General features: G+C 73.3%; 20 protein-coding genes. 10 read left to right on the top strand and 10 right to left on the bottom strand.

What is annotated here, in order from left to right; translation table 11 throughout:
• Nucleotides 1-31 precede the first annotated feature (31 nt).
• The 3 genes from ACF08B_RS03680 to ACF08B_RS03670 all read left to right on the top strand — a co-directional run bounded on the left by ACF08B_RS03680 (nt 32) and on the right by ACF08B_RS03670 (nt 4741).
• Nucleotides 32-952 (top strand): MurR/RpiR family transcriptional regulator, encoded by a 921-nt coding sequence (locus tag ACF08B_RS03680; protein WP_073890862.1) that lies wholly within the window; start codon nt 32-34, stop codon nt 950-952.
• Between the two features lie 494 nt (nt 953-1446).
• Nucleotides 1447-1821 (top strand): hypothetical protein, encoded by a 375-nt coding sequence (locus ACF08B_RS03675; protein ID WP_073890863.1) that lies wholly within the window; start codon nt 1447-1449, stop codon nt 1819-1821.
• Between the two features lie 487 nt (nt 1822-2308).
• Nucleotides 2309-4741, top strand: a complete 2433-nt coding sequence (locus ACF08B_RS03670; protein ID WP_392315867.1) for a SpoIIE family protein phosphatase — start codon at nt 2309-2311, stop codon at nt 4739-4741.
• Nucleotides 4742-4994: 253 nt separating this feature from the next.
• Here the strand turns inward: ACF08B_RS03670 and ACF08B_RS03665 are convergent, their stop codons facing one another.
• The 3 genes from ACF08B_RS03665 to ACF08B_RS03655 form a co-directional block, all read right to left on the bottom strand.
• On the bottom strand, nt 4995-5510 hold the full coding sequence (locus ACF08B_RS03665; RefSeq protein WP_392315866.1) for a flavin reductase family protein: 516 nt from the start codon (nt 5508-5510) through the stop codon (nt 4995-4997).
• Between the two features lie 80 nt (nt 5511-5590).
• The gene (locus ACF08B_RS03660) at nt 5591-6319 is read right to left on the bottom strand and encodes a peptidoglycan-binding protein (RefSeq protein ID WP_392315865.1); all 729 of its coding nucleotides are present in this window, start codon (nt 6317-6319) and stop codon (nt 5591-5593) included.
• Between the two features lie 134 nt (nt 6320-6453).
• The gene (locus tag ACF08B_RS03655; protein WP_392315864.1) at nt 6454-7296 is read right to left on the bottom strand and encodes a hypothetical protein; all 843 of its coding nucleotides are present in this window, start codon (nt 7294-7296) and stop codon (nt 6454-6456) included.
• Between the two features lie 218 nt (nt 7297-7514).
• Here ACF08B_RS03655 and ACF08B_RS03650 point away from each other — a divergent pair, with 218 nt between their 5' ends.
• The 3 genes from ACF08B_RS03650 (at nt 7515) to ACF08B_RS03640 (ending at nt 11797) form a co-directional block, all read left to right on the top strand.
• Nucleotides 7515-8261, top strand: coding sequence for a TetR family transcriptional regulator (locus ACF08B_RS03650; RefSeq protein WP_392315863.1), 747 nt, complete (start codon nt 7515-7517; stop codon nt 8259-8261).
• 159 nt (nt 8262-8420) lie between these two features.
• Entirely contained in the window at nt 8421-8837 is a 417-nt protein-coding gene (locus tag ACF08B_RS03645; RefSeq protein WP_093472500.1) for a Zn-ribbon domain-containing OB-fold protein, read from the top strand.
• Nucleotides 8838-9037: 200 nt separating this feature from the next.
• A complete protein-coding gene (locus ACF08B_RS03640) occupies nt 9038-11797 on the top strand; it encodes a hypothetical protein (protein ID WP_392315862.1) in 2760 nt (919 codons plus the stop codon).
• Nucleotides 11798-11841: 44 nt separating this feature from the next.
• On the opposite strand, the gene ACF08B_RS03635 is transcribed toward ACF08B_RS03640, so the two are convergent.
• Entirely contained in the window at nt 11842-12228 is a 387-nt protein-coding gene (locus tag ACF08B_RS03635; protein WP_392315861.1) for a PPOX class F420-dependent oxidoreductase, read from the bottom strand.
• A 76-nt stretch (nt 12229-12304) separates the two neighbouring features.
• Entirely contained in the window at nt 12305-13483 is a 1179-nt protein-coding gene (locus ACF08B_RS03630) for a MalY/PatB family protein (RefSeq protein ID WP_392315860.1), read from the bottom strand.
• A 287-nt stretch (nt 13484-13770) separates the two neighbouring features.
• Here ACF08B_RS03630 and ACF08B_RS03625 point away from each other — a divergent pair, with 287 nt between their 5' ends.
• Together ACF08B_RS03625 and ACF08B_RS03620 are read left to right on the top strand one after the other, a co-directional pair.
• Entirely contained in the window at nt 13771-14601 is an 831-nt protein-coding gene (locus ACF08B_RS03625) for an SAM-dependent methyltransferase (RefSeq protein ID WP_392315859.1), read from the top strand.
• Between the two features lie 121 nt (nt 14602-14722).
• Nucleotides 14723-16108: a S1 family peptidase gene (locus tag ACF08B_RS03620; RefSeq protein WP_392315858.1), complete on the top strand. Its 1386-nt coding sequence runs from the start codon at nt 14723-14725 to the stop codon at nt 16106-16108.
• 173 nt (nt 16109-16281) lie between these two features.
• Here the strand turns inward: ACF08B_RS03620 and ACF08B_RS03615 are convergent, their stop codons facing one another.
• The gene (locus ACF08B_RS03615; protein ID WP_392315857.1) at nt 16282-16473 is read right to left on the bottom strand and encodes a hypothetical protein; all 192 of its coding nucleotides are present in this window, start codon (nt 16471-16473) and stop codon (nt 16282-16284) included.
• Nucleotides 16474-16572: 99 nt separating this feature from the next.
• Nucleotides 16573-17715, bottom strand: a complete 1143-nt coding sequence (locus ACF08B_RS03610; protein WP_392315856.1) for an ROK family protein — start codon at nt 17713-17715, stop codon at nt 16573-16575.
• Nucleotides 17716-17877: 162 nt separating this feature from the next.
• Here ACF08B_RS03610 and ACF08B_RS03605 point away from each other — a divergent pair, with 162 nt between their 5' ends.
• Entirely contained in the window at nt 17878-19080 is a 1203-nt protein-coding gene (locus ACF08B_RS03605) for a Gfo/Idh/MocA family protein (protein WP_392315855.1), read from the top strand.
• A 25-nt stretch (nt 19081-19105) separates the two neighbouring features.
• Here ACF08B_RS03605 and ACF08B_RS03600 read toward each other — a convergent pair whose 3' ends face one another.
• Nucleotides 19106-19801: a L,D-transpeptidase gene (locus ACF08B_RS03600; protein WP_093472513.1), complete on the bottom strand. Its 696-nt coding sequence runs from the start codon at nt 19799-19801 to the stop codon at nt 19106-19108.
• A gap of 251 nt (nt 19802-20052) precedes the next feature.
• On the opposite strand from ACF08B_RS03600, the gene ACF08B_RS03595 reads away from it, so the two are divergent.
• Complete coding sequence (locus ACF08B_RS03595; RefSeq protein ID WP_392315854.1) at nt 20053-21441, top strand: pyridoxal phosphate-dependent decarboxylase family protein; 1389 nt, start codon at nt 20053-20055, stop codon at nt 21439-21441.
• 39 nt (nt 21442-21480) lie between these two features.
• On the opposite strand, the gene ACF08B_RS03590 is transcribed toward ACF08B_RS03595, so the two are convergent.
• On the bottom strand, nt 21481-22272 hold the full coding sequence (locus ACF08B_RS03590; protein ID WP_392315853.1) for an SDR family NAD(P)-dependent oxidoreductase: 792 nt from the start codon (nt 22270-22272) through the stop codon (nt 21481-21483).
• A 58-nt stretch (nt 22273-22330) separates the two neighbouring features.
• The gene (locus ACF08B_RS03585) at nt 22331-23245 is read right to left on the bottom strand and encodes an SDR family oxidoreductase (RefSeq protein WP_093472517.1); all 915 of its coding nucleotides are present in this window, start codon (nt 23243-23245) and stop codon (nt 22331-22333) included.
• Nucleotides 23246-23280 lie beyond the last annotated feature (35 nt).

The following is a 23280-nucleotide window of genomic DNA, read 5'->3' as shown; positions in this document are numbered from 1 at the left end:
AGTGCTCGTGGCAGACAAAGGAGACCGACCGGTGCCCTCGCCGCAGCAGGCACGCGCACAGGCGTCAGCGATCACGTCGGGCAGGACCGTCCCGGAGGCGGAGTCCGCCGCCCCGACGTCCCGGCTCAGGGAGCTGTTCGACGGCCCGCGTCTGTCGCCTGGGCAGCGGCGCATCGCCCAGTACCTCATCGAGCACATCACCGAGGCCGCCTTCCTGTCGATCACCGAGCTCGCGGACCGGGTCGGCGTGAGCCAGCCGTCCGTCACCCGCTTCGCCGCCGCCGTCGGCTTCAGCGGCTACCCGGCCCTGCGGGAGACGCTCCAGTCGATCGCGCTGCGCACGCTGGCCGGCGGTCCGGACGACGAGGACCGGGCCAACGAGCTGCAGGCGGCGGTCGACGCCGAGATCGCGAACCTGGAGAACCTGCGGCGCGACTTCGCCGACCCCGACCGGGTCATCCACGTCGGCCGCGAACTGTCCCGGTCCACCCCGCTGACCGTGCTGGGCCTGCGCATCTCGGAGTCGCTCGCCGAGTACTTCGGCTACGCGGCCCGCCGGATCCACCCCGATGTGCGGGTGGTGACCCGGGGCGGCAGCGTGGCCTACGACGCGCTGCTCCAGGCCCGTGAGGCCGGCGGCACCTGGGTGCTGGCGTTCGCCATGCCCCGGCACTCCCAGGAGACGCTGCACGCGGTCCGGGTGGCACGCGGTGCCGGTCTGAAGGTCGCCCTGGTGACCGACCTGGCGCTCGGGCCGCTGGCGGACGAGGCCGACATCGCGTTCGCCACGGGCACCGGCTCCCGGCTCGTCTTCGACTCCTACGCCGCGCCGGGCGTACTGGCCGCGGCGCTGCTGCAGGCCATGACCGACGCCGATCCGGAGCGCACCCAGGGCCGTCTGGAGAAGTACGAGCAGCTCTCCGACCAGCACCAGTTCTTCCTGAAGGACTGATCCCGGGCTGATCCGGCCGGGTTTCGACCTTCCTCCAGGTCTGGACCTGCCCGGTCGATCCTCTTGTACGCACCGGTAACTCGTGAAGATCTTGCGGCTTCGCGGTCGAAGACGGGGATCATTCACCCCATATCGCGCATGAATGTTTTCATACGTCTTGCAAAGCGGTCGGCATATATAAATACTGCTCACGGATCGCGCCCGGCCCACTCCTGGCACGGTCCCACCTGCGGACCCACCGCTCGCACAACGCCCCGAGAAAGCCGACGGACCGCCCATGCGCCTGCAGCCCCGCACGCCGCACCGGCTCCCGACGCCCGGGGCACTCATACGGACACCCCCAGCCGCCGTTCCCTACCCACGTCGGCGCGAGGGGTGTACCGGGGCGCATCGTCTGCGCGATGCGCCCGTGGCGGCCCCGGCCATCCCCTAGGCCGGGGCCGCCCCGAACCCGTCGGACACCCTCACGACGCCGCACACCGGAAGCGAAGACCATGCCCCTGACCAGCACGCGCATCAGCCCCGACTGGCCCTGCCAGGTCAAGACGCCGGGCAGCTACGACTGGGAGCGCTCGGCCGCCAAGTGGCTGCGCGAGCTGATCCCCGCGCGCTACGCGAGCTATCCGGCGCTCATCCGGCACCCCGTGCTGCTCGCCCGGCACGCGCAGATCCAGGTCCAGCAGGAGATCCGGGTGGCCCGCACCGCACTGCAGACCGCCCGTGCCGAACTGCCGGTGCTCGGGCTGCCGGAGTCGGTCATCGAGCACACGATCAAGATGTACGCGGCCGAGGTCATGCAGCTCCAGCACATCGCCCGCAGCGTCCGCGCGGTCGCCGACGCCCTGGGCGCCCGCGGCCTGACCCGCTGACCCGACCGGCTGACCGCCGCCACCGGCCCGGCTGCCCGCCACCGACTCCGGCCCCGTCGGCGGACGGCTCCCGACGCCGCCGCCCGGACAGGTCGGACGTGTTCCCCCGACGGGCCCGCCTCCCCGCCGTACGCCCTTCACGAACGGTCGCACCCGAGCCGGCCGCGTACGCCATCTCGGGGTGCCCCCGCCCCGCCCGACGAAGGCAGCCGGACGGCAGTCCCCGCCCGCGGCCCCGGCCCGGCCCCACCGCACCGGGCGTCCCCGAGGCTCCGGCCCGCCGGACGCCGCCCACTCGGCCCCGGGCCCCCGGAACCGGCCCGCACCCACCCGTTCCGCTTGATCCGCCGCGTCCCGGTGCGGACCGCTCGCACCCGCCCCCACCTGCTCCGGCCGGTGGTGTGTCCCCCCTCCGTGCGGCCCGGTCCGGGTGCGGGGAAAGTTCACGCGAGGACGAGTCGGCAGACGAGTGATCCAGCGCGTCCGGATGTGCGATGCTCAACGCGTGACGAGCGAGCCCGTGCCCCCGGTGGACCCCGGCACCGGCGCCGATCTGACGGCGCTGGCCAAGGTCGTGACCCGGCAGCGCGCCGAGATGCAACGGCTGCGCGACCTCGCCGCGACCGCAGCCGTCCTGGAACGCGCCAAGGGTGTCCTGATGGCCGTCATCGGATGCGGTCCGAGCGCCGCCCACGAGGAACTGCTGCAACGGGCCAAGGACGGCAACCGCACCCTCCTCGAACAGTGCTGGCTCACCCTGGGTGAGCTGCTGCCCGCCGAGGAACCTGACCCCGGCGCGGCACCGGTCTCGCCCACGGGACCGCCCCGCGCCGCCGGCACCTGGGAGATGGCGCCCGCGGGCACCGCGGACATGGCCGACCTCCTGGGACACATCGGCCGGGAGCTGATCCGCGTGGGCTCGCCGCGCGAGCTGGCCGACTGCCTGCTGGACGAGCTGGCGTCCGAGGTGCGCGCCGACGCCGTACTGCTCTACGCGCGGCTGCCCGAGGGCGGACTCGAACTGATCGGGCACGCGGGCATCGACGGCACCCTCGCCGCCCAGTGGCGGCACGTGCCCCCGCTGACCGGGATCACCGCGTTCGAAGCCCTGCAGTCGGGCGAGCCGTGCTGGCTGGAGGACTTCCCCACGGACCGCACCCGCTATCTGCTGATCGGGGACCCGCCGGAGCGGTGGCCCACCCGGGCCTGGCTGCCGGTGCCGGCCGGGGACACCGCGAGTGTCGCGCTGGGCGTGCTGCGCCGGTGCCCCGGGCCGTTCGAGTCCCGCGAGCGGGAGCTGCTGCGGGCCGTCGCCCGGCTGTGCGCGGGCCGGCTGCGGGCCTTCGACGCCTCGCAGGAACACGCCGAGGAGAACGGCATCGCCCACACCGTCCAGGAGGTCCTCGACGCGCTTCCGGGCGCCGCCATCCTGCTCGCTCCGCTGCGCGCCGCCTCCGGCAAGGTCGAGGACTACCGCATCGAAGCGGCGACGGCGGAAGCCGTCGACGTGTTCGGCCGCACGGGCCGGGACATGGTCGGCAAGCACATCCTGGAGAGCTACCCCTCCGTCGCGGGCGAGCCCCTGTGGCACGGCTATCTCCAGGCCCTCGAGACCGGGGTGCCCTTCGAGGGCGAACCCTTCGCCTACCAGGACGAGTCCGACGGGGTGCCCGTGACCGCCACCTACTCGGTGCGCGCGGCCCGGCTGGGCGACGGGCTGCTGGTGACCTGGCTGCGGCACGACCCCGGGGACCGGCAGGAACAGCGTCTCCTGGACGTGCAGCGGCTCGGCAATCTCGGCTGGGCGAACTGGAACCTGGTCACCGAGGAGATCATTTGGTCGGCACAGGCGTACAAGGTGCTCGGCCTGGGGCCCGCGCGGGAGCCGCTGCGCCTGGAGCGGCTGCCGGAGCTGGCACTGCCGGAGGACGCCGGGCTGCTGGCCCACGCCGTCGACCGGCTCGTCCGCCACGCCAAGCAGTTCGACGTGCCGTTCCGCATGGAGACCCCCGAGGGCGTACGGCACCTGCGGATGGTCGCGGAGGCCGTCACGGAGCCGGACGGCACCCCGGTCGAGGTGCACGGCTTCGTCCAGGACCTGACCGCGCAGCGCAGCGCGGAACTCGCGCTGGTGGAGAGCGAGCGCGCGATGCTGCTGCAACGCGGCGTGCTACAGGCCGAGCGGGCCCTGGCCGCGAAGATGCAGCACGCCCTGCTGCCGCTGCCCAGCAAACCGGTGCGGCTGGCGGGCCTGCGCGTGGAGGTCGCGTACGTACCCGCGCAGGCGGGCATCCATGTCGGCGGCGACTGGTTCAGCGCCATCGAACTGCCCGACTGCGACGCGCTGTTCGTCGTCGGTGACGTGGCCGGACACGGCATAGACGCCGTCGCCACGATGGCCCAGCTGCGGTTCACCGCGAAGGGCATGGTCAGCACCGGTTCCTCGCTCACGGGGGCGCTGGCGCGGCTCAACCAGCTGCTGCTGCACTCCCGGGACAGCCGGACCACGGCCACCATGGTCCTGGCCCGCTACCACCGCGAGGAGCAGGTGCTGGCCTGGGCGCAGGCCGGGCACCCCCCGCCGCTGCTGGTGCGCGGCGGCGAGGTGCGCTACCTCACCCGCCCCGGCGGGATGCTGCTCGGCGCGAGCGGAAGCCCGGACTACGAATCCGCGGAACTCCGTCTCGAACCCGGCGACCGGCTGCTGCTGTACACCGACGGCCTGGTCGAGCGGACCGGTGAGGGTCTGGACGCGGGCTTCGACCGGCTGGCCGAGGCGGTACGCGCCCACGGCCGCGGCGAGTCCGGTTCGCTGGACGCGCTGCTCACCACGATGCTCGCCGAGGGACGGCGGGACGACGTGTGCGTGGTCGACATCCGGATGCCGCGGGAGGACGACGTCCCGGGCGCGCAGGACTAGCGCGCAGGAAGCGCGGGGGCCGGGTCAGTCGTCGTCACGGTGCCGCCAGTACCAGCAGACGCCGGCGACCAGGGCCAGCAGGAACACGGCGGGCACGAGGAGACCCGGGATGCGGGAGCCGGTCATCGGCGACGCCTTCGGTTCATGGTGCGGCTGAGCACGCGACCGGTGGCCGCGGGCTGCCCATTGTGCGGGGCCGCCACCAGGCCGTCCAGGCGATCCTCCGGAGTACTCCCCGGTGTTCGAGGCCTTTTCAGTCCACCGGGTGACCGGCGTCGATGCCGGAGACGTGGGAGAGCTTCAGGAGCGGACCCTCCCGGCCCCCGCCCCAGCGCACCGGGTCCAGGACGAAACCGACGTGGTCTCCGCCGTCCGTGCGGTGGAGGATCGTGCCGACGAACCAGGCCGCCGCGTCCGTGAGGACGGCGGCGCCGCCGGGCCCCTCCCACCAGTCCAACTGCGCGAACTTGTCGATCTCGTCGCCCGTCTCGCCACCGAGGAGTTCGGCGAGGTCGCGCTGATCACGGGTGAGCAGATGCACCGCGAGGTGCTGGGCGGCCCGGGCCACGTGGTAGGTGTGGTTGACCTTGGAGAGCCACACGGCGAACCGCGGCGGGTCGATGGAGCACTGCGAGGCGAAGCCGACGAGACACCCGGCCCGCTCACCGTCGGCGGCGGCCGTGACCACACACATGTCCGGGTTCAGCCGCGCGAGGAATCCGTCGAGCGCGGAACCGCCGGGTTCCGTGCTGCCGTGCCTGTCCGTCATGCCGCTCCGCTCCCGTCGGTCGCGCGGGTGCCGCCCGGGTGCCGCCCGCCCCGGTCACCCGCTGTTCCCGGCGCGGCCTTTCACCCATCGTCGCCGGGGTCGGTGCGCGATTCCAGTACGCGGCGCGTGTCGTCGCCGTAGACACCGGTCTCGTCGCCGCTGATGCCGTACCAGAGCTGGAAGCGGGCCACGGCCTCGGTGAGGGTGGTGTCGTAGACGCCGCTGGTGGAGCCGCCGCGGTAGACGTCCGGGACGTGCAGAAGGCGTTCTTGCAGGTCGGTGACCTCGGGGCCGGTGTCGCCGCCGCGGAGTGTGCCGGGGCCGTCCGGGTCGCCGGCGGCGGCCGGCCCGGTGGGGGGCGGCGTGGTGACGGGCGGCGTGGTGACGGGCGACGCGGTGGCGGACGGTGGGGTCGGCCGGTGCGGGGAGGGCCGTGCGGTCGCGGCGGCCTCTTGGCGGCCGGTCAGCAGGAGGGCGGAGCCGAACCCCGCGAGTGCGGCCGCCGCCACGGCGAGGGCCACGGCGGTACGGCGGGTGCCGCGGCCGGCGCGGCGGGGCGCGGAAGCGGCCGGGGGGCGGGTGCCGGGTAAGGGCGGCAGTTCCCGGGTCTCCTCCTCGGCGGTCTCCGGCGTGCGGGAGGAAGCGGAGGGGCGACCCGGGGGCGCGGGGCCCGGCTCGTGGGCGGCCGGGTCCGGATACATCTCGCGCATCAGCTCGGCGAGGGCGTCGAAGCGGCGGAGCCGCACGACCCGGACGGGTTCCAGTACCGGTCCTGGGCGCGGCGGTTCGGGGTCGGGCGATGTCGGCACCTGGCTCTCCTTCCGTCCCGTGCGAACGGGAGTTGGGGGTCCCCGTGCTGAGATACGGCCCGTGCCGCCGCCCCGTTCAGGGCCACCCCCACGCCTCGCGGTACCGATCCGGTGGACGCGGCGTACGCCTGCCGTCAGGCCGGGCTGAGGGCTCCCTGCACGAACCGGCTCAGGGATGCCGTGAACGCCGTGACGAAGGCTTCCCTGGCCTCCTGCGGCAGCGCCTCCAGGGAGAGGTAGGGGTTCAGGTCCTCCAGCTCGACCAGGAGCAGTCCCCCGTCGGGCGCGCGGCAGGCGTCGACCCGCTGGATGCCGGACCCGAGGTCGTTCCAGTCGACGAAACGCCGGGCGAACTCCAGGTCGGCGGCGGTCGCGGCGTACGGCTCCAGCTCCCAGCGGCGCTCGGGGTCGGGGGCGTACAGGGCGTACTGGAAGTCGTCGTCGACGAAGTAGAAGGAGACCTCGTAGGCGAAGTCGACGCAGGGCTGGATCAGGACGTCACCGGTCGCGAGGAGGGCGACCTGACCGGCGGGGACGATCCGCATGCCCAGGGAGTCCGCGCCGAGGCGGGGCTTCACCACGTAGGCCTCGGCGGCGGGCAGCAGGTGCAGGTCCTCGGCGCGGCCGACGGTGGGGATGACGGGGAACCCGGCGGCGCTCAGATCGAGCAGGTACTGCTTGCCGGCCATGTCCGCCTTGCCGGTGAGCGGGTTGTACACGAGGGCGCCGGTGGCGAGCGCCCGCGCGCGGAAGGCCTCGTACTCGCTCCGGTACCCGAGGACCGGCCCGCTGTTGCGGACCACCACGGCGTCGAAGCCGTCCATCAGGGCGGCGGCGTCCCGGGGATGGCACAGGGCGAGGTCGAAGCGCTCACGCAGCCGGGCGGCGAGGTGGATGTCCTCGTCGCAGTAGCGGCGCCCGCGGGCCTGGTACGCCAGGTCCGTGACGTAGAGCAGGCGAGGGCGGGCGGCGGACATGCGGATCTCCTCCAGCGAGCGCGGGCGGCATGGGTGGAGAAAGGTTACGTCGCAGGGTACGGGCTGCCTCGACCGCCCCCGGAGGGGGTCGGCGCCCAGGACCAGGACGCGGCTGGACAGGTCTGCCCGGGTCTCCCGGAAAGCACTCGGTTCCCCCTTTCTGCCCGTTCCACTGCACTGAGTGTCACGAATGCCGTGCGGGTGCTACGTTCCCGGTCATGAGCTCCAGCAGCGCGGCGCCGACCGCGAAGCCGCCCATGCGGGACGCCCTCGTCGCGGCGGCCTTCCAGCTCTTCCTGGAACGCGGCTACGAGCAGACCACCGTGGACGACATCGTGTCCCTCGCCGGGGTCGGCAGGCGGTCGTTCTTCCGCTACTTCCCCTCGAAGGAGGACGTGGTCTTCCCCGACCACGAGCGCTGTCTGGCGGACATGACCGCGTTCCTCGCGGAGGCCGACGACGAGGAGCACGACCCGGTGGCGCGGGTGTGCGACGCGGCCCGGATGGTGCTGCGGATGTACGCGGAGAACCCGACCTTCTCCGTGCAGCGCTACCGCCTCACCAGGCAGGTCCCGGGACTGCGCGCCTACGAGCTGTCGGTGGTGTGGCGGTACGAGCGCGCACTCGCCGAGTATCTGCGCGCCCGGTTCGCCGGGCAGACCGACGGGACGCTGCGGGCCGACGTGATCGCGGCCGCGGTGGTCGCCGCGCACAACAACGCCCTGCGCTCCTGGCTCCGGTCGGACGGCGAGGGCGACGCGGGGACGCTGGTGGACCACGCACTCGGGCATGTGCAGCGGGCGTTCGGCCACCCGGCGGACGCCCCCGTGCGCGCCCTGCCGGTCGGCCCCCTGCCGGACCGCGGGGACGAGCGGCCCGAGGACGTGGTCGTGCTGGTCTCCCGCCGCAACGCCCCGGTCTGGCGCGTGGTGCAGGAGTGGGAGGCGGCACTCGGCCGCGCCTGACGCGGGCCGCCGGCGAAAATCAGGGTACGCAGTGCCTTTACGAGTGACACTGAGTGCCATACTCTGTCGGCGTGCACGGTGGCACGGCTGCCGTGCACTCGTACGCACGGCTCGCGCCGTGCCTGCGGGATTCCGGCCGAGCGCAGGGAGTTGACCAGCGTGTACCACCACTCAGCAAGCGCCTCGCATCCGGCGGCCGGTTCCGCCGCGGGTGTTCTCGATCCCGTCTCCGCGGACTCCAGGGACGCCATCCACTTCCAGCGCTGCACCTGGTGCGGCACCGCGATGTACCACCGGCTGCTGTGTCCGGTGTGCCAGGGCAGTGAGCTGCGCACGGAGCGCAGCGAGGGTGTCGGCACGGTCCGCCACTCCACGGTGGTGCACCGCAACACCCCGGCGGCACGCAATGTGTCGCTGATCGAGATGGCCGAGGGGTTCGTCGTCCGGGGCCGGGTCATGGGCCCGCCGGTCGGCATCCACAGCGGCGACCGGGTCCGCATGTCCACCGCCAAGGACCCGGTGCGCGGGGAGCCCGTCTTCCAGCTGACGGACGAGCCGTACCGGGCGTGGACCTGACGGCCGTACGGGACCGCGGCGGACGCCGGACCGCCCCGCCCACCGTGGCCGAACTGCGCCGTCACGGGCCGTCGTTGCGCATGATGTGATCCATCACTTCTCCTCCACAGGCAACCCACGGACTCGCCGTTCCATCCTCCGGGGACGAGAGGGCTCCCGGAACCGACGGGACGCCCGGGTCCGGGGTTCGAGGAGGAACAGTGGTCCGTGCCCGGCACATAGGGGTGACCGCCGCCGCGCTGCTCGCGGTGGCGGGAGCCTCACCAGGGGTGGCAGCGGCGCAAGCCCGACCACCCGCGCAGGTGAGAGCGTCGACAGTGGCGGACGACGGTCAGCTGCCGCCCGGATGGCGGATCTCCGACGGGCGCTCGGCACCGCAGCTGGAGTGGCGCTCGGACCGGCCGGTGCCGATGGGTGACGCACGCGTCGAATTCCGTTCGCGGGGACAGCTGTTGGGAGTGCCGCGGCCGGGCCGGGACGGGCACACCTTCCGGCTGCCGCTCGACGGGCACCGGGCCGGGGAACTGGCGGGTCTGCAGGTCTGGTCGGGAGGGCGCCGGCTGGATGCGCGAGGCACCACCTCGACGGCCGCCGCGGCCCGGCCGCCGGCCCCGCTGCCCGCGAACTCCGTGGACCCGGGCAAGCCCGGTTCGTACCGCACGAAGACGGGCGAGTACCACCTCAAGTCGGTGCGGCTGCCCGGCTTTCCGGCACCGGTGGAGATGCGCGCGGTGGTCGTCGCGCCCGTCGGCGCGTCCGGCAAGCGGCCGCTCGCGCTGTTCCTGCACGGCCGGCACTACACGTGCTACAAGGGGCGTGACATCTCCGGGGAGTGGCCCTGCCCGGCCGGCACGAAGCCGGTGCCGAGCCACCGCGGCTATCTGCGGGACCAGAAACTCCTGGCCTCCCAGGGCTACATGACCGTGTCGATCTCCGCCAACGGCATCAACGGCCAGGACCACCTGGCCGAGGACGGCGGCGCGCAGGCCCGTTCCTCGCTGGTCCGGCTGCACCTGGCCCGCTGGGCCGACTGGGCCGAACACCCCGACACCGCACCGGCGATCGTCCGCGACGCGCCCCGTACCGACCTGTCCCGGGTGCTCCTCGTCGGGCACTCCCGCGGCGGCGAGGGGGTCAACCGGGCGGCGCTGGACAGCCTCTACGCCCCGCCCGCCGACCAGGACGCCCAGCCCGGCCCGGCCCACTGGGACATCCGCGGCACCGTCCTCATCGGCCCCACCGTCTTCGGGCAGAACCCGGTCCCCGACGTGCCGTCCCTGACGATCCTGCCGGGCTGCGACGGTGACGTCTCCGACCTCCAGGGCGAGGTGTACGTCGACGGCACCCGCGCGGTCAGCAGCGGTACCGCGCTGCACAGTGCCGTGTACGTCGTCGGGGCCAACCACAACTTCTTCAACTCCGAGTGGACGCCCGGCCAGTCCGCGGCGCCCGCCGAGGACGACTTCTACGACGACCCGCAGCACCCCGACAAGGTGTGCGGCAAGCGCGCCGCGACCCGGCTGACCGCCGGACAGCAGCACAAGGCCGGTTCGACGTACATCGCGGCCGCCGCCCGGCTGTTCCTGGCCGGCGACGAAAAGGTGCGGCCGCTGCTCGACGGCTCCGGCAGGCGGGCGCCGTCGGCGGACCCGGCCCGGGTCCTCAGCCACGCCGTGGGCGCGCGCCGGGGTGCCGGATTCCTGCCGGACGGCGGGGTGTCGGTGACCGGCGGCAAGCTGTGCGACGCGGTGGACCCGAGCCCGTCGAAGACCTGCCTCGGCCAGGGCGCCAAGGGTTCCTCCCCGCACTTCGCGCAGTGGGAGACCGACCGGGAGGCCGGCCGGCACGCGGTCGCGCTGCACTGGACGCACGCCGGTACCGCGACCCGGGTGAGCGCCGGGAAGCCCCTGTCGCTGGCGGGCTCCACGTCGCTGGCGCTGCGGCTGTTCGTACCGCCGAACTCGCGGGGCACCCAGCTGGACGTGTCCCTCACCGACGCCTCCGGGAAGAAGGCGACGCTCGGCCGGGTCCGGGCGGACGGTCTGCCCGGCAGTGAGCGGACCGCCTCCTACTGGGCGCGTGAGTACCGGGTGCCGCTGACGGCGGCCACCCGGGCGGGTCTCGACCTGAAGTCGGTCAAGTCACTGTCGCTGACGCCTCGTTCGGCGTCCGGACGCGCCTGGCTGATGGACGCCTGGGGCTGGCGTGCGGGAACGCCCGCGGTGCGGGCCGCCGCGCTGCCCCGGGTGGACCTCGGCCGCACCACGGTCGACGAGGGCGACTCCGGCGTGCGCACCTACCACGTCCCGGTCCGGGTCGCGGGCGAGGGCAGCGGTCAGGTCCGCGTGTACGTCGTCGACCCCGCGACCGGCCGGACGAAGAACCGTCTGGTCACCGTGCGGGCGGGCGGCGACGACATCGACGTACCGGTCCAGGTGAAGGGCAACACACGGTACGGCACCGACGTGTCGCACGACGTCCTCGTGAAGGCGGTCCGCGGCGCGGTCGTCGGCTCCTACCGGGGCGGGATCACCGTCCACGACGACGATCCGGCGCCCACCATGACCGTCACGCCCGTCGCGGGCAAGGTGGCCGAGGGCAAGTCGCTGAAGTGGCGGGTGTCCTTGTCCCAGGCGGTCGACGTCGACATGACCACGATGTTCGCGGTCGCGCCGGTCACCGGTCCGGAGCTGTCCACCAAGGACGTCTCGGCGCGCTGGCTGCGGGACACCGCCGGGGCGAAGCCGGACCCGGAGCGGCGGCTGTCGAAGGTGGACGGCCTCTATCTGTGGGTGGACATCCCCCCGGGGAGCACCAGCGCCGACATCACCGTGCCCACGGTCGAGGACCGGGTGACGGAGCCGGTGGAGTCCGTGCGGTTCCGGCAGATCGACCCGGAGACCGGTAAGCCGCAGACGGGCGGACTCGTGCTCGACGGGTCGGTGAAGAACGCCTCGTAGCACGCGAGGGCGGTGACGCGGCCCGCCCCGCCCCCGGGTGGCCCTCAGTCCGTGAGGGCCACCCGGATGCCCACCGTGCCGTCGAGGCCGCGGCGCAGCCGGCTGCCCAGCAGTGTCAGCCGTCCCACGATGCCGTACTTGCGGGCGATGAGGTCCCGGTAGCGGGCGGTGGTGGCCGCGTCGGCGATCGCGGCCGTGGCCGGCACCTGCTCGCCGGTGGGGTTGCCCCGCAGGTCGCAGGGGCCGACGAGGACGTCGGCGCGGCGCCGGATCCGCTTGACCTTGAAGCTGTCGGCGGCCGTCCACACGCCGAGGCCGTCACCGTCCCGGACCACCCACACGGGAGTGGCGACGGGGGTGCCGTTCTTCCGGTAGCTGGTCACCAGCAGATACTTGCCGGAGCCGAGCAGGTCCAGCCGTGTGTCGTCCATTTACGCAGTGTAGGTCTCCGGCAGTGCGGGTCCGGACGGCCGCGAAGCCCCCGGTCCGTCGCCGGAGGCCGGTCGGTCAGCGCAGGGCCGCCGCCATGCGCCGTACTCCCTCGGTGAGGATCTCGGGCGAGGTCGCGAGGTTGAGACGGGCGTGGCCCGCGCCGCCGGTGCCGAAGGGGACGCCGGAGCTGAGGGCCACCCGGCCCCGGTCCAGGAACGTCCGCGCCGGGTCGTCACCCAGGCCGAGGGCACGGCAGTCGAGCCAGGCCAGGTAGGTGGCCTCTCCGGGGTCGTAGCGGACGCCGGGCAGGTGGTCGGCGAGCAGGTCGCGGAGCAGGAGCCGGTTGGCGCGGACGCCGGGGAGCAGGGCGTCGAGCCAGCCGGTGGCGTCGCGCAGGGCGGCGGTGTGCGCGATGACGCCCAGGTGGCTGGGGCCGTGGCCGACCTCCTCCGGCATGCGGTGCAGGTCGTCGGCGGCTCCGGGCCCGGCGAGCGCGAGGGCGGCCTTGAGGCCCGCCAGGTTCCAGCCCTTGCTGGCCGACATCAAAGACAGGCCGCGTTCGGCGCCGGGGACGCTGAGGTAGGGCACGAAGGCGACGCCGGGGTCGACGAGCGGGGCGTGGATCTCGTCCGCGACGACCCGGACGCCGTACCGTTCCGCGAGCCCGGCGACGGCCGCCAGTTCACCGGCGGTGTGCACGGTGCCGGTGGGGTTGTGCGGGCTGCACAGCAGGTACGCGGCGCGTCCCCCGCCGGCCGTCACCGCCTTGAAGGTCTCCTCCAGGGAGGCGAGGTCGATGCGCAGACCGGCCCCGAGCCGATCCTCCACCACCCGGCGGTCCATGTGGGTGATGAACTGGAAGAACGGCGGATACACGGGCGAGTTGAGGACGACCGGATCGCCGGGACCGGTGACCAGCCGGAGCATCTCGACCACTCCGAGCATGACGTCCGGCACGATCGACGTGCGCTCCACGGAGACGTCGTACCAGTTCCAGCGGTCGGCGGCGAACGCGGCCAGCGCCTCGGCGTAGGCGGTGCCGACGGGGTACCCGGTGTCGCCGAGGGCGAGCGCGTCGGTGACGGCGCGGACGACGGGTTCGGCGAGCGGGACGTCCATCTCGGCCACCCACAGGGGCAGCACGTCCTCGGGGTAGGTGCGCCACTTCATGCTCGTACGACGTCGCAGCCGCTCCAGGTCGAGGGCGCGCAGCGGGTCCGGTTCGCCGGGTGTGACGTGCGGGATGCTGGTCATGGGGGTCAAGATAGGGGGGCGGTGGGGCCGGCGGGAACGCGGACACGGGGGCGGTTTCCAGGTCCGCCCACCTGCCGGCGGGCAACGGGCGGACCAGGTTCCCGCCGGTGGCGCGGCACGGGGTCGGCGCCGCCGAAATGCCGGGTCGTGCGGCGGAGATCAACTCGGGCGTCTAGATTGCGTCTTGCACGGTGCACCGCGCGCGTCGGGCGACCCGCCGGGCGGGGCACCGGACACCTCGTCAGGCATCCCCTCAGGCATCCCCCGGCATCCAGGAGCTGACCCACGTGACCGAGAACCCGGCAGCCACCAACGACGTGGCCGCATCGCTGCGCGCCCGCATCAACACCGGCCAGCCGCACACCGCCCGGATCTGGAACTACTGGCTCGGCGGCAAGGACAACTACGAGGTCGACCGCGCCGCCGGCGAGCGGATACGCCAACTGCACCCGGGCATAGGCGAGTACGCGCGCGCGGACCGGCTGTTCCTCGGCCGCGCGGTGCGGCACCTGGTGTCCGAGGTGGGCATCCGGCAGTTCCTGGACATCGGCACCGGGCTGCCCACCGCCGACAACACGCACGAGGTCGCCCAGCGCGTCGCGCCGGAGTCCCGGATCGTGTACGTCGACAACGACCCGCTCGTGCTCGCCCACGCCCGGGCCCTGCTGACGAGCACGCCCGAGGGCCGTACCGACTACCTCGACGAGGACCTGCGCAACGTCGACGCGATCGTCGAACACGCCTCGAAGACGCTGGACTTCAGCGAGCCGGTCGCGCTGATCCTGCTCGGCGTGGTCATCTTCGTCGGCGACGAGGAGGACCCGTACGGTCTGGTACGGCAGTTGACGGACCGGCTGCCCGCGGGCAGCCACCTGGTGCTGTCGCACACCATCACCAGCCCGTCGATGCCGGACGTGGACGAGGCGGTGAAGTTCTGGAACGAGCACGGCACCCCGAAGCTGACCCAGCGCACACCCGAGAACGTCACCCGGTTCTTCGACGGCCTCCAGCTGCTGGAGCCGGGTGTGGTGTCCTGCTCGCGCTGGCGCCCGGAGGACACCGCGGAGGGCGAGCCGGAGGAGGTCGCCATGTTCGGCGGGGTGGCCCGCAAGAACTGACCGCCGCCGGTGAACGCCGCCGCCGCGCGCGCCGTATGGAGGAGCGGGCACTCGACGACCCGAGTGCCCCGCGGTGCCGGTACGGGCATCGCCCCACCTGGTTCGGTTTCGGGAGCCCTGCATGCGGCACGCACGACGACGGGTCGTCCGGCGAGTGACACGGCTGGCGGCGGTCGGCGGACTCCTCCTGGGGGGCGCCATGGTCACCCAGGCCGCCATGGCGAGCGAGACGCCCTCGGCCACCACCGGAGCGCTCCGCTCCGCGGCCGGCGCCGGGGACCCGGGTGACGCACTCGTGGCGCGGCTCGGCACCGCGCGGACGGCGGGCAGCTGGATCGGCGCCGACGGGCGGCCCGTCGTGGCCGTGACCGACGACGCGGCGGCGAAGGCGGTCCGGCAGGCAGGGGCCACGGCGAAGGTCGTCCCCCACAGCATGGACGCGCTCAAGTCGGCGACCGCCACGCTGCGTTCGGCACCGCGTGTGGCCGGCACGGCCTGGGCGGTGGACTACCGCACCAACCGGGTCGTGGTGCGGGCGGACAGCACGGTGTCGGCCGGCGACTGGTCGCGGATGACGCACGTGGCCGCGGGAATAGGCGGCTTCGTGCACATGGAACGCACGAAGGGTGCCTTCACCACGCGGCTGAACGGCGCCCTGCCGATCCTGTCGACCGGTGGCCGCTGCTCGGCGGGGTTCAACGTCACCAACGGGCAGAGCGACTTCATCCTGACGGCCGGCCACTGCGGACCCGCCGGATCCACCTGGTTCGCCGACAACCGGGGTGACCAACAGCTCGGCCAGACCGTGAACAGCGCCTTCCCGGGCACCGACTTCTCCCTCGTGCAGTACGCCTCCGGGAAGGCCGGGGCGGGTGCCGACGTCGTGTCGGTCGGCGGTGGCAAGGGCGTGCGGATCACCGGGGCCGCCGATCCGGCCGTGGGACAGCGGGTGTTCCGCAGCGGCAGCACCAGTGGGCTGCGCGACGGCCAGGTCACCGGGCTGAACGCCACCGTCAACTACCCGGAGGGCACGGTCACCGGCCTCATCGAGACCGATGTGTGCGCCGAACCGGGCGACAGCGGCGGCCCGCTGTTCTCCGAGGGCATCGCACTGGGCGTGACGTCCGGCGGCAACGGGGACTGCAAGACCGGCGGGACGACGTTCTTCCAGCCGGTGACCAAGGCGATGACGACCCTCGGGGTACGGCTGATCGTGTCGGCCCAGAACGCGGGCGGCGCCCAGGGCGCACCGCCCTCGGGTGCGCCGTCGGCGCCAGCCGCCCAGGGCGGGATGGCGCCCAACGCGGCCTCGCCGGGTTCCTCGGCGCCGGTCACGGGTGCGTCGGAGGGCAGCACTCTGCTGGCACGGCTCACGGACACGCGGAACGTCGGTCCGGGTCTGCTGGTCGTGGCGGGCAGTCTGATCGCTCTTGTCGCGACCCGGTACATCCGCTCCGAGCAGGACCGCAAGGCGTACCAGCGGTACTACTCGGCGACATGGGGCTGACCGGGCGGCGGGAGCGGGCCGGGCGCACGGCGCGGGGCCTTCGCGGGGCGCCGTGCGAGGTCTGGGCGGGCTTCGGGACGGATGTGCCGTGCGGGGCCCGGAGGAAGAACGAGAAGGGCACCCGTGCGCTCACGGGTGCCCGGGACGGTGCGGCGCGAAAGGCGCCGGATCGATCAGGCCGCGCGGTGCGGCCGTGACTGCGGGGCCGCGGCGGCCCACTCCAACACGAGGCGCTGGTACTCGGCGCGCTGCTCGGTCGTCAGTGTCCCGCCCGACCGGAGCCACAGGGCCCGGATCTCCTCGTTGACCTCCGCGGCCGATCGCTCGGTGACGGCTTCAACAGTGGTGGACATGCTGTGAAGCATATGCCGCCGGAGGTGAAGGCGCTGTGAGTAAGCCCACCGGATACGGACATATCGGACCGTGTTACTCATCACGTCAATGAGTCCGTCACGGACGGGAGTTCACTTTCCGGCCCTGCCGAGCACCAGGACCTGGATCGCCAACACGGCGGCGCCACGCGCCCAGTCGTGGAAGTCCGAGACCCTGGTCTCCAGGTCGACCGGAGCGGCGAGCGGATGCCGGTGGGCGCGGACGGTCTCCCGGACCGTGTTCCCCGCCACATCCATCAGTCCGACCCCTTCACCGGCCAGCAGGATCTTCTGCGGCATCGCGAAGTTGGCGATCTGCGCGACGAGCGTGCCGAGCGCCCGGGCGGCCTCGCCGATCACCCGGGAGGCCATCGGTTCGCCCGCTCCGGCACCCGCGAGGATGTCCTCGTAGCGGGCGTCGGCGCCGGTGGCGGCCCGGATCTGGTACTCGATGCCGGGGACGGTGAGCAAGGACACGGCGCTGCCCCGGGCGCCGTCGGGGGTGAGCGGGCCGGACGGGTCGAGGATCCAGTACCGGCCGAAGCCGCGGTCCTCCTCGTCGAAGGGCACCCGCGTGCCGCCGAGCACCAGTCCGTAGCCGATGCCGGCGCCGATGGTCAGGACGGCGAACCGGTCGAGTCCCCGGCCCGCGCCGAACCAGGTCTCCGCCTCGACCAGGGCGGCCACGTCGTTCTCGACGACGACCGGCAGGCCGGTGCGCTCCTGCAGCAGCGCGGCGAACGGCACGTCCCGCCAGCCCAGGAAGGCCGACTCCGCCACGACCGCGCGCTCGCGCACCCGGCCGCCCACACCGACACCGATGCCCGCCACGCCGGGATGGCGTGCGGCCAGTTCGGCGGCCGTCTCGGCGACCAGGTCGGCGACGGCGCCCGGGTCGTGCGTGGCGAGCGGCCGGTCGAGGCGGTCGGTCACCTCGCTGCGCAGGGTGGTGACGACGCCGTAGACCGTGTCGGCGGTGATCTTGAAGCCGAGGAACGAACTGGCCTCGGCGCGGACGTCGAGCGGCTGCGAGGGACGCCCCTGGCGCGCCGCACCGCCGGCTGCGGGGGCCTCCACGAGCAGGCCGGACTCGGTCAGCGGTTTGGTCAGCCGGGTGAGGCTGCCCTGGGAGAGGTGCAGCCGGCGCGCCAGTTCGGTGCGGGACAGCGGTCCGTGCACGAGGACCTCGATCGCCACGGAGCGCTCCGCGGGACTGAGCGGCAGCCAGCTGGTCATGGGCCCCGGCACCTCCCTCTCCTGGGTGCCTCTCGGCGCCTTTTATTCCGATGCGGAAGTTATGGAGTCGGGCGCGTCGGGCGCTCGCGGTGAGCGCCCGGAAGACGCCCGCCTGTGTCGCCCTCTTGACGCACCTATTCTTCCGCAGCAAAAGTAACACGCATGACCTTCTCCCTCGGCATCGTCGGCGCCGGGCAGTTCGCCGGCCAGTTCGCCACGCTGTTCCAGGCCCACCCCGGAGTCGGTGACGTCCATGTCACCGATCTGCTGCCCGAGCGGGCCGAGCGGCTCGCCGCCGCGCAGGGCCTCGCGGGCACGTTCCCGTCGTACGCGGCCATGCTGGAGTCGGCGGCGGTCGACGCGGTCGCGATCTTCACCCAGCGCTGGACGCACGGCCCGCTGGTCCTCGCGGCGCTGAACGCCGGCAAGCACGTGTACTCCGCCGTCCCCATGGCGATCACCGCGGACGAGATATCGGCGATCATCGACGCGGTCCGGTCCACCGGGCTGACGTACATGATGGGCGAGACCAGCCAGTACAACCCGGCCACCGTGCACGCGCGCAAGCAGATCGCCGAGGGCGCGTTCGGCCGGCTCTTCTACGCCGAGGGCGACTACGTCCACGACATGGACCTGGGCTTCTACGACGCCTACCGCTACAGCGGCGGCGAGGACTGGAAGTCGACCGCCAGCTACCCCCCGCTGCTGTACCCGACGCACTCGGTCGGCGGCGTGCTCGGGGCCTGGCAGACCCACGCGGTGAGCGTGTCGGCGATCGGTGTGCGCGACGAGCGCGGCGACGGCGTCTTCGACCGCTCGGTCAGCCGGTTCGACAACGACGTGTCCAACGCGACCGCGCTGTTCGAGGTGGCGGGCGGCGGCTCGTTCCGGACGAACGAGTTCCGCCGGGTCGGCTACCCGTCACACATCCGGGAGTCCCGGTTCCGGTTCTTCGGGACGGAGGCCAGCATGGAGCAGCTGGCGACGGTGGCGCTGTGGCAGGACAAGAAGGGCGTGAAGGACATCAGCGAACTGCTGGAGCCCAGGCCGACCCTCTCCCCCGACGACCCGTCGCTGCGGCACATCGCGCCCGAGCTGCGGGCGGCCTTCACCTCCGGGTCGGCGCCGGTGCACGACCGCTCCCGGCTGCCGCGCGTCTTCGACCGGCTGCACAACGGGCACGAGGGCAGCCACCACTTCCTGGTGGACGACTTCGTCACCGCGGTCGGGACCCGCACGCTGCCGTCGGTCAACGCCTGGGTGGCCGCCCGCTACACCCTGCCGGGCGTCGTCGCGCACGAGTCGGCACGGCAGGGTGGGGTCAGGCTGGCGATCCCCGACTTCGGGGACGCACCCGGGGCGTGAGGGCTCAGTGGCCCATCCCCGGGGCTCAGGTGCCCGGCTTGCGGCCGTAGACGAAGACGTCGTCGCCGTTCTTCAGCAGCGACCAGTACTTCTTGGCGGTCGTGGTGGTCATGTTGACGCAGCCGTGCGAGCCCGGCGGGTTCCACATGCTCAGACCCACCGAGTGGAAGGCCTGGCCGCCGTCGAAGAACTGGCTGTAGGGCATCGGCACGTTGTAGATGTTCGACACGTGGTCGATGTCCCGCCAGTAGATCTTCTTCAGACCGGTGCGGGTCTCGTAGCCGTCGCGTCCGGTGCGCACCGGCACCGGGCCGTAGACGAGCTTCTTGCCGTCCTGGATCCAGCTGAGCTGGAGCGTGAGGTTCACGCAGGCGATACGGCCCTTGTTCACCGGGCACTTGCCGTCCTTGTTCGGGTTGCTCCCGACGGCCTTCTGCTTGTTCATCAGGTCCATCACACCCCAGGTGACGGACCCGGCGTAGCCGATGTTGGGCGTGATGCCGTGCTTGGTCTGGAAGGCCTGGGTCGCCTTGCAGTCGGCGGCGGACTGCTTGCCGTCGACCGGGCGGCCCAGGAACTTCTCGACCTGCTTCTGGTACGGCCCCGCCTGCGTGGTGCAGCTCGCGGCCTGCGCCGGTGCCGCGGTGAGGGCGAGGGTGAGCGGCGCCACCAGCCCCGTGACGCCCAGCACGACCGCACCTCGTCTGCGTATGTCCCCCATGATGGGTACTTCCTCTTCTCCCCGGCGCCCCGGGGCCTCCCCCGGGTGTCTCCCTGCGCGATTCCCGCGACCTCGGACTACTAGACCCGCTGCGGGCGGACAAGGTTGTGCGAGTGGTCGGGCTGTGACAAAACGGTGAACTTCGCCGCTCGGGCGGCCGGTGACACGTGTGGCGGGCGGGGCCCGGCACGGTCCAGTTCTCGCCGATTGGACCGGGTGCGCGGCCGCCCGACCGCCCTACGCTGCGGCACATGCACCCCGCACTCGCCGGCGATCTCTCCCGGCTTCCCGAACTCCTCCAGGACGCCCGCGACTTCGCCGCCCGCGAACTGACCGCTCTGGCCGAGCGGCCGGTCGCCGCAGCCGGCCGGGCGCCCGGGCGTGCGCCGCTTCCGGCCGAGGGCGCCGGGGCCGAGGCCGCCCTGACCCGGTTCGCCGAACGGTGGGCGCCGGGCTTCTCCGGTTCGGCCGGCCCCCGTTACCTGGGCTTCGTCACCGGCGGCGCCACCCCCGCGTCGGTCGCCGGCGACTGGCTGACGTCCGCCCTGGACCAGAACCTGTCGGGCGCGGGCGGCTCGTGGGCGGTGGAGCTGGAACGGGAGACGGTGGCCTGGCTGCGCGAACTGTTCGGTCTGTGCGAGGCGCACGGCGGGGCGTTCGTGACGGGCGCCACCATGTCGAACACGGTCGGCCTCGCGATCGCGCGGGAGTGGCTCGGCGAGCGGCTGGGCGTGGACGTCTCCCGGCAGGGCGCGGCCGCGCTGGGCCCGGTCGACGTGCTCTCCGGCAGCCCGCACTCCAGCATCACCAAGGCGATGTCCGTGCTCGGCATCGGCCGGGACCGGCTGCGCCGGGTGCCACTGCTGCCCGGCGGCCGGGAGGCCGTCGACGTCACCGCGCTGGAGGCCGCGCTCGCGGGGCGGGACGGCCGGCCCGCGATCGTCGTCGCCAACGCGGGCACCGTGAACACCGTCGACTTCGACGATCTGCGGGCGATCGCCGCCCTGAAGGAGCGGTACGGCTTCTGGCTGCACGTCGACGCGGCGTTCGGCGCCTTCGCCGCGCTGTCCCCCGAGCACGCCGCCCTCGTCGACGGTCTCGACGCGGCCGACTCGGTCTGCGTGGACCTGCACAAGTGGCTCAACGTGCCCTACGACGCGGCGGTGCAGTTCACCCGCCGCCCCGATCTGCAGGTGACGGTGTTCCACAACGCCTCCCCCTATCTCGGCCCACCCACCGGCGAGCCCGACTTCCTGCACCTCACCCCGGAGAACTCGCGGCGGCTGCGCGCCCTGCCGGCGTGGTTCTCGCTGGTGGCCTACGGGCGCGCGGGGCACCGGGAGATCGTCGAGCGGAACGTGACGCTGGCCCGCCGCCTCGGCGCGGGTATCGACGCCCTGCCCGGTCTGCGGCTGCTGGCGCCGGTCCGGCTCAACGTCGTCTGTTTCACCCTCGCCGGGGATCCGTCGCAGGAGCGGGTCGACGCGCTGGCCCGGGCGGTCGCCGCCTCCGGGGAGGCGTACGTGACGCCGACGGTGTACGGCGGGGTGCCCGGCCTGCGGGCCGCGTTCAGCAACTGGCGCACCACACGGGCCGACACCGATCGCGTGCTGGAGGCGCTGGCGGCGGCCTCCGGGTGACGTCCGCGTCCGGGGGCCTCCGGGCGGTCCCGGGCACGCTCAGGGGGTGGCCCGTACGGCGGTGCGGAAGCCGGTGTTGACCGCGGTCAGGCCGCCGTCGACGACCAGGCTGGTGCCGGTGATCCAGGCGGCGTCACGGGAGGCGAGGAAGGCGACGGCCGCGGCGATGTCCTCGGGCTCGCCGACCCGGCCGAGCGGGTACAGACCGCGGACGGCGTCGAGGTCGTCGTCGCGCCCCTCCCAGGCCGAGGTGCGGACCGTGCCCGGCACCACCAGGTTGACCCGCACCCCGCGGGAGGCCGCGTGCCCGGCGAGAGTCCGGGTGAGCGAGCCGAGGCCGGCCTTGGCCGCGCTGTAGCCGTGGTTGCCGAAGTCCTGCAGGCCGTTGACCGACCCGATGCTCACGATCGCCCCGCGGCCGGAGGCGGCGAGATGGGGCAGCGCCGCCCGGCAGCAGCGGTGGGCACCGGTGAGGGTGATGTCGAGGTCGCGGGCCCAGGCGTCGTCGGGGTCGTCCTCGAACAGCGGGACGTCCGGGGTGCAGTGGGCGGCGCAGTTGACCAGCACGTCGAGGGAGCCGAAGGCGGCCACGGCACGGGCGACGGCCGCCTCGACAGAGCCCCGGTCGGCGACGTCGCAGGCATACGCCTCGACGGTGAGGCCCTGTCGGCCGAGCGCGGCCGCGGTGCGCTCGGCCTCCGGCAGGTCCCGGTCGGTGACCAGGACCCGGCCGCCCTCCTCGGCGAGCCGCCGGGCGACGGCGGCGCCGATGCCGCGGGCGGCGCCCGTGACGAGAACTCCGTGTCCCGCGAAGCGGGTGTCATCGGTCATGGGGCGACCGTACGGCCCCCGAGGGCGCCGCATCACGGGAACCGGTGGACCCCGTGGCTCACCGGTAACCGGTGACGTCGGCCGGCTTGCCCGCGTCCTGCACCTCGACCAGGTACCGCCAGGCGTCGGGGCGGCTGCCGTCGAGGTCGGTGAAGCCGTAGACCCGCGCCAGCCCGCCGCTGGAGAGCGACTGCCCGTTGAAGCGGGCCACGTCGGGGTCGGCGGCGAGCGCGGCGACGGCGCGGCCGGTGAAGCGCGGGGTCTCGGAGACGGCGAAGTGCGGTTCACGGTCGAGGGCTTCGCGCCAGTTGTCCTCGCGGACGCCGAACGCCTCCAGCATGATCTCCGAGCGCATCCATCCCGGTGTCAGGGCCACGGCCGTGGCACCGCGCGGGCCGAGCTCGTGGCCGAGGGCGAAGGCCATGCGCAGGACGGAGGCCTTGGCGAGGTCGTAGAAGAAGTTCACGCGGTAGGTGTCGCGGTTGTACTCGGCGGTGCCGTCGGTGACCTCCACGACCAGTCCGCCGGGCCGGCGCAGCAGCAGCGGCAGGGCGTGGTGGCTGGTGATGGCGTGGGTCTCGACGGCGAGACGGAGCAGCCGGAGTCCGTTGTCGAGGTCGTGCTCCCAGACGGGGGTGTCCCACGCGAAGAGCTTCTCGCCGCCCCAGATGTCGTTGACGAGGACGTCGAGCCGGCCCTGCTCGTCCGCGATGCGCTCCACCAGGGCCCGTACGGCGGACCCGTCCAGATGGTCGACGGGTACGGCGATGCCCCGGCCGCCGGCCGCGGTGACGAGGTCGGCGGTGTCCTCGATCGTCTCGGGGCGGTCGTACTCCGAGCGGCGGGCGCGGGTGCTGCGTCCGGTGACGTAGACGGTGGCGCCGGCCGCGCCGAGTTCGACGGCGATGCCCCGGCCCGCGCCCCGGGTCGCCCCGGCGACCAGCGCCACCTTGCCCTGTGGTTCGTCCGACATGTCCGGCCTTCCGTGCGGTACGACTGCTGTCGTCC

Source organism: Streptomyces sp. NPDC015139, assembly GCF_043079785.1.
Lineage (GTDB): Bacteria > Actinomycetota > Actinomycetes > Streptomycetales > Streptomycetaceae > Streptomyces > Streptomyces albidocamelliae.
This window is presented reverse-complemented; position numbering and strand designations above follow the sequence as displayed.

Excerpts from the sequence above, each read along its gene's own strand:
- ACF08B_RS03650 (WP_392315863.1), top strand. The coding sequence starts at position 7,515 with ATGAGCTCCAGCAGCGCGGCGCCGACCGCGAAGCCGCCCATGCGGGAC.
- ACF08B_RS03605 (WP_392315855.1), top strand. The coding sequence starts at position 17,878 with ATGACCTTCTCCCTCGGCATCGTCGGCGCCGGGCAGTTCGCCGGCCAG.
- ACF08B_RS03635 (WP_392315861.1), bottom strand. The coding sequence starts at position 12,228 with ATGGACGACACACGGCTGGACCTGCTCGGCTCCGGCAAGTATCTGCTG.
- ACF08B_RS03585 (WP_093472517.1), bottom strand. The coding sequence starts at position 23,245 with ATGTCGGACGAACCACAGGGCAAGGTGGCGCTGGTCGCCGGGGCGACC.
- ACF08B_RS03600 (WP_093472513.1), bottom strand. The coding sequence starts at position 19,801 with ATGGGGGACATACGCAGACGAGGTGCGGTCGTGCTGGGCGTCACGGGG.
- ACF08B_RS03620 (WP_392315858.1), top strand. The coding sequence starts at position 14,723 with ATGCGGCACGCACGACGACGGGTCGTCCGGCGAGTGACACGGCTGGCG.
- ACF08B_RS03630 (WP_392315860.1), bottom strand. The coding sequence starts at position 13,483 with ATGACCAGCATCCCGCACGTCACACCCGGCGAACCGGACCCGCTGCGC.
- ACF08B_RS03615 (WP_392315857.1), bottom strand. The coding sequence starts at position 16,473 with ATGCTTCACAGCATGTCCACCACTGTTGAAGCCGTCACCGAGCGATCG.
- ACF08B_RS03675 (WP_073890863.1), top strand. The coding sequence starts at position 1,447 with ATGCCCCTGACCAGCACGCGCATCAGCCCCGACTGGCCCTGCCAGGTC.
- ACF08B_RS03595 (WP_392315854.1), top strand. The coding sequence starts at position 20,053 with ATGCACCCCGCACTCGCCGGCGATCTCTCCCGGCTTCCCGAACTCCTC.
- ACF08B_RS03665 (WP_392315866.1), bottom strand. The coding sequence starts at position 5,510 with ATGACGGACAGGCACGGCAGCACGGAACCCGGCGGTTCCGCGCTCGAC.
- ACF08B_RS03610 (WP_392315856.1), bottom strand. The coding sequence starts at position 17,715 with ATGACCAGCTGGCTGCCGCTCAGTCCCGCGGAGCGCTCCGTGGCGATC.
- ACF08B_RS03655 (WP_392315864.1), bottom strand. The coding sequence starts at position 7,296 with ATGTCCGCCGCCCGCCCTCGCCTGCTCTACGTCACGGACCTGGCGTAC.
- ACF08B_RS03590 (WP_392315853.1), bottom strand. The coding sequence starts at position 22,272 with ATGACCGATGACACCCGCTTCGCGGGACACGGAGTTCTCGTCACGGGC.
- ACF08B_RS03670 (WP_392315867.1), top strand. The coding sequence starts at position 2,309 with ATGTGCGATGCTCAACGCGTGACGAGCGAGCCCGTGCCCCCGGTGGAC.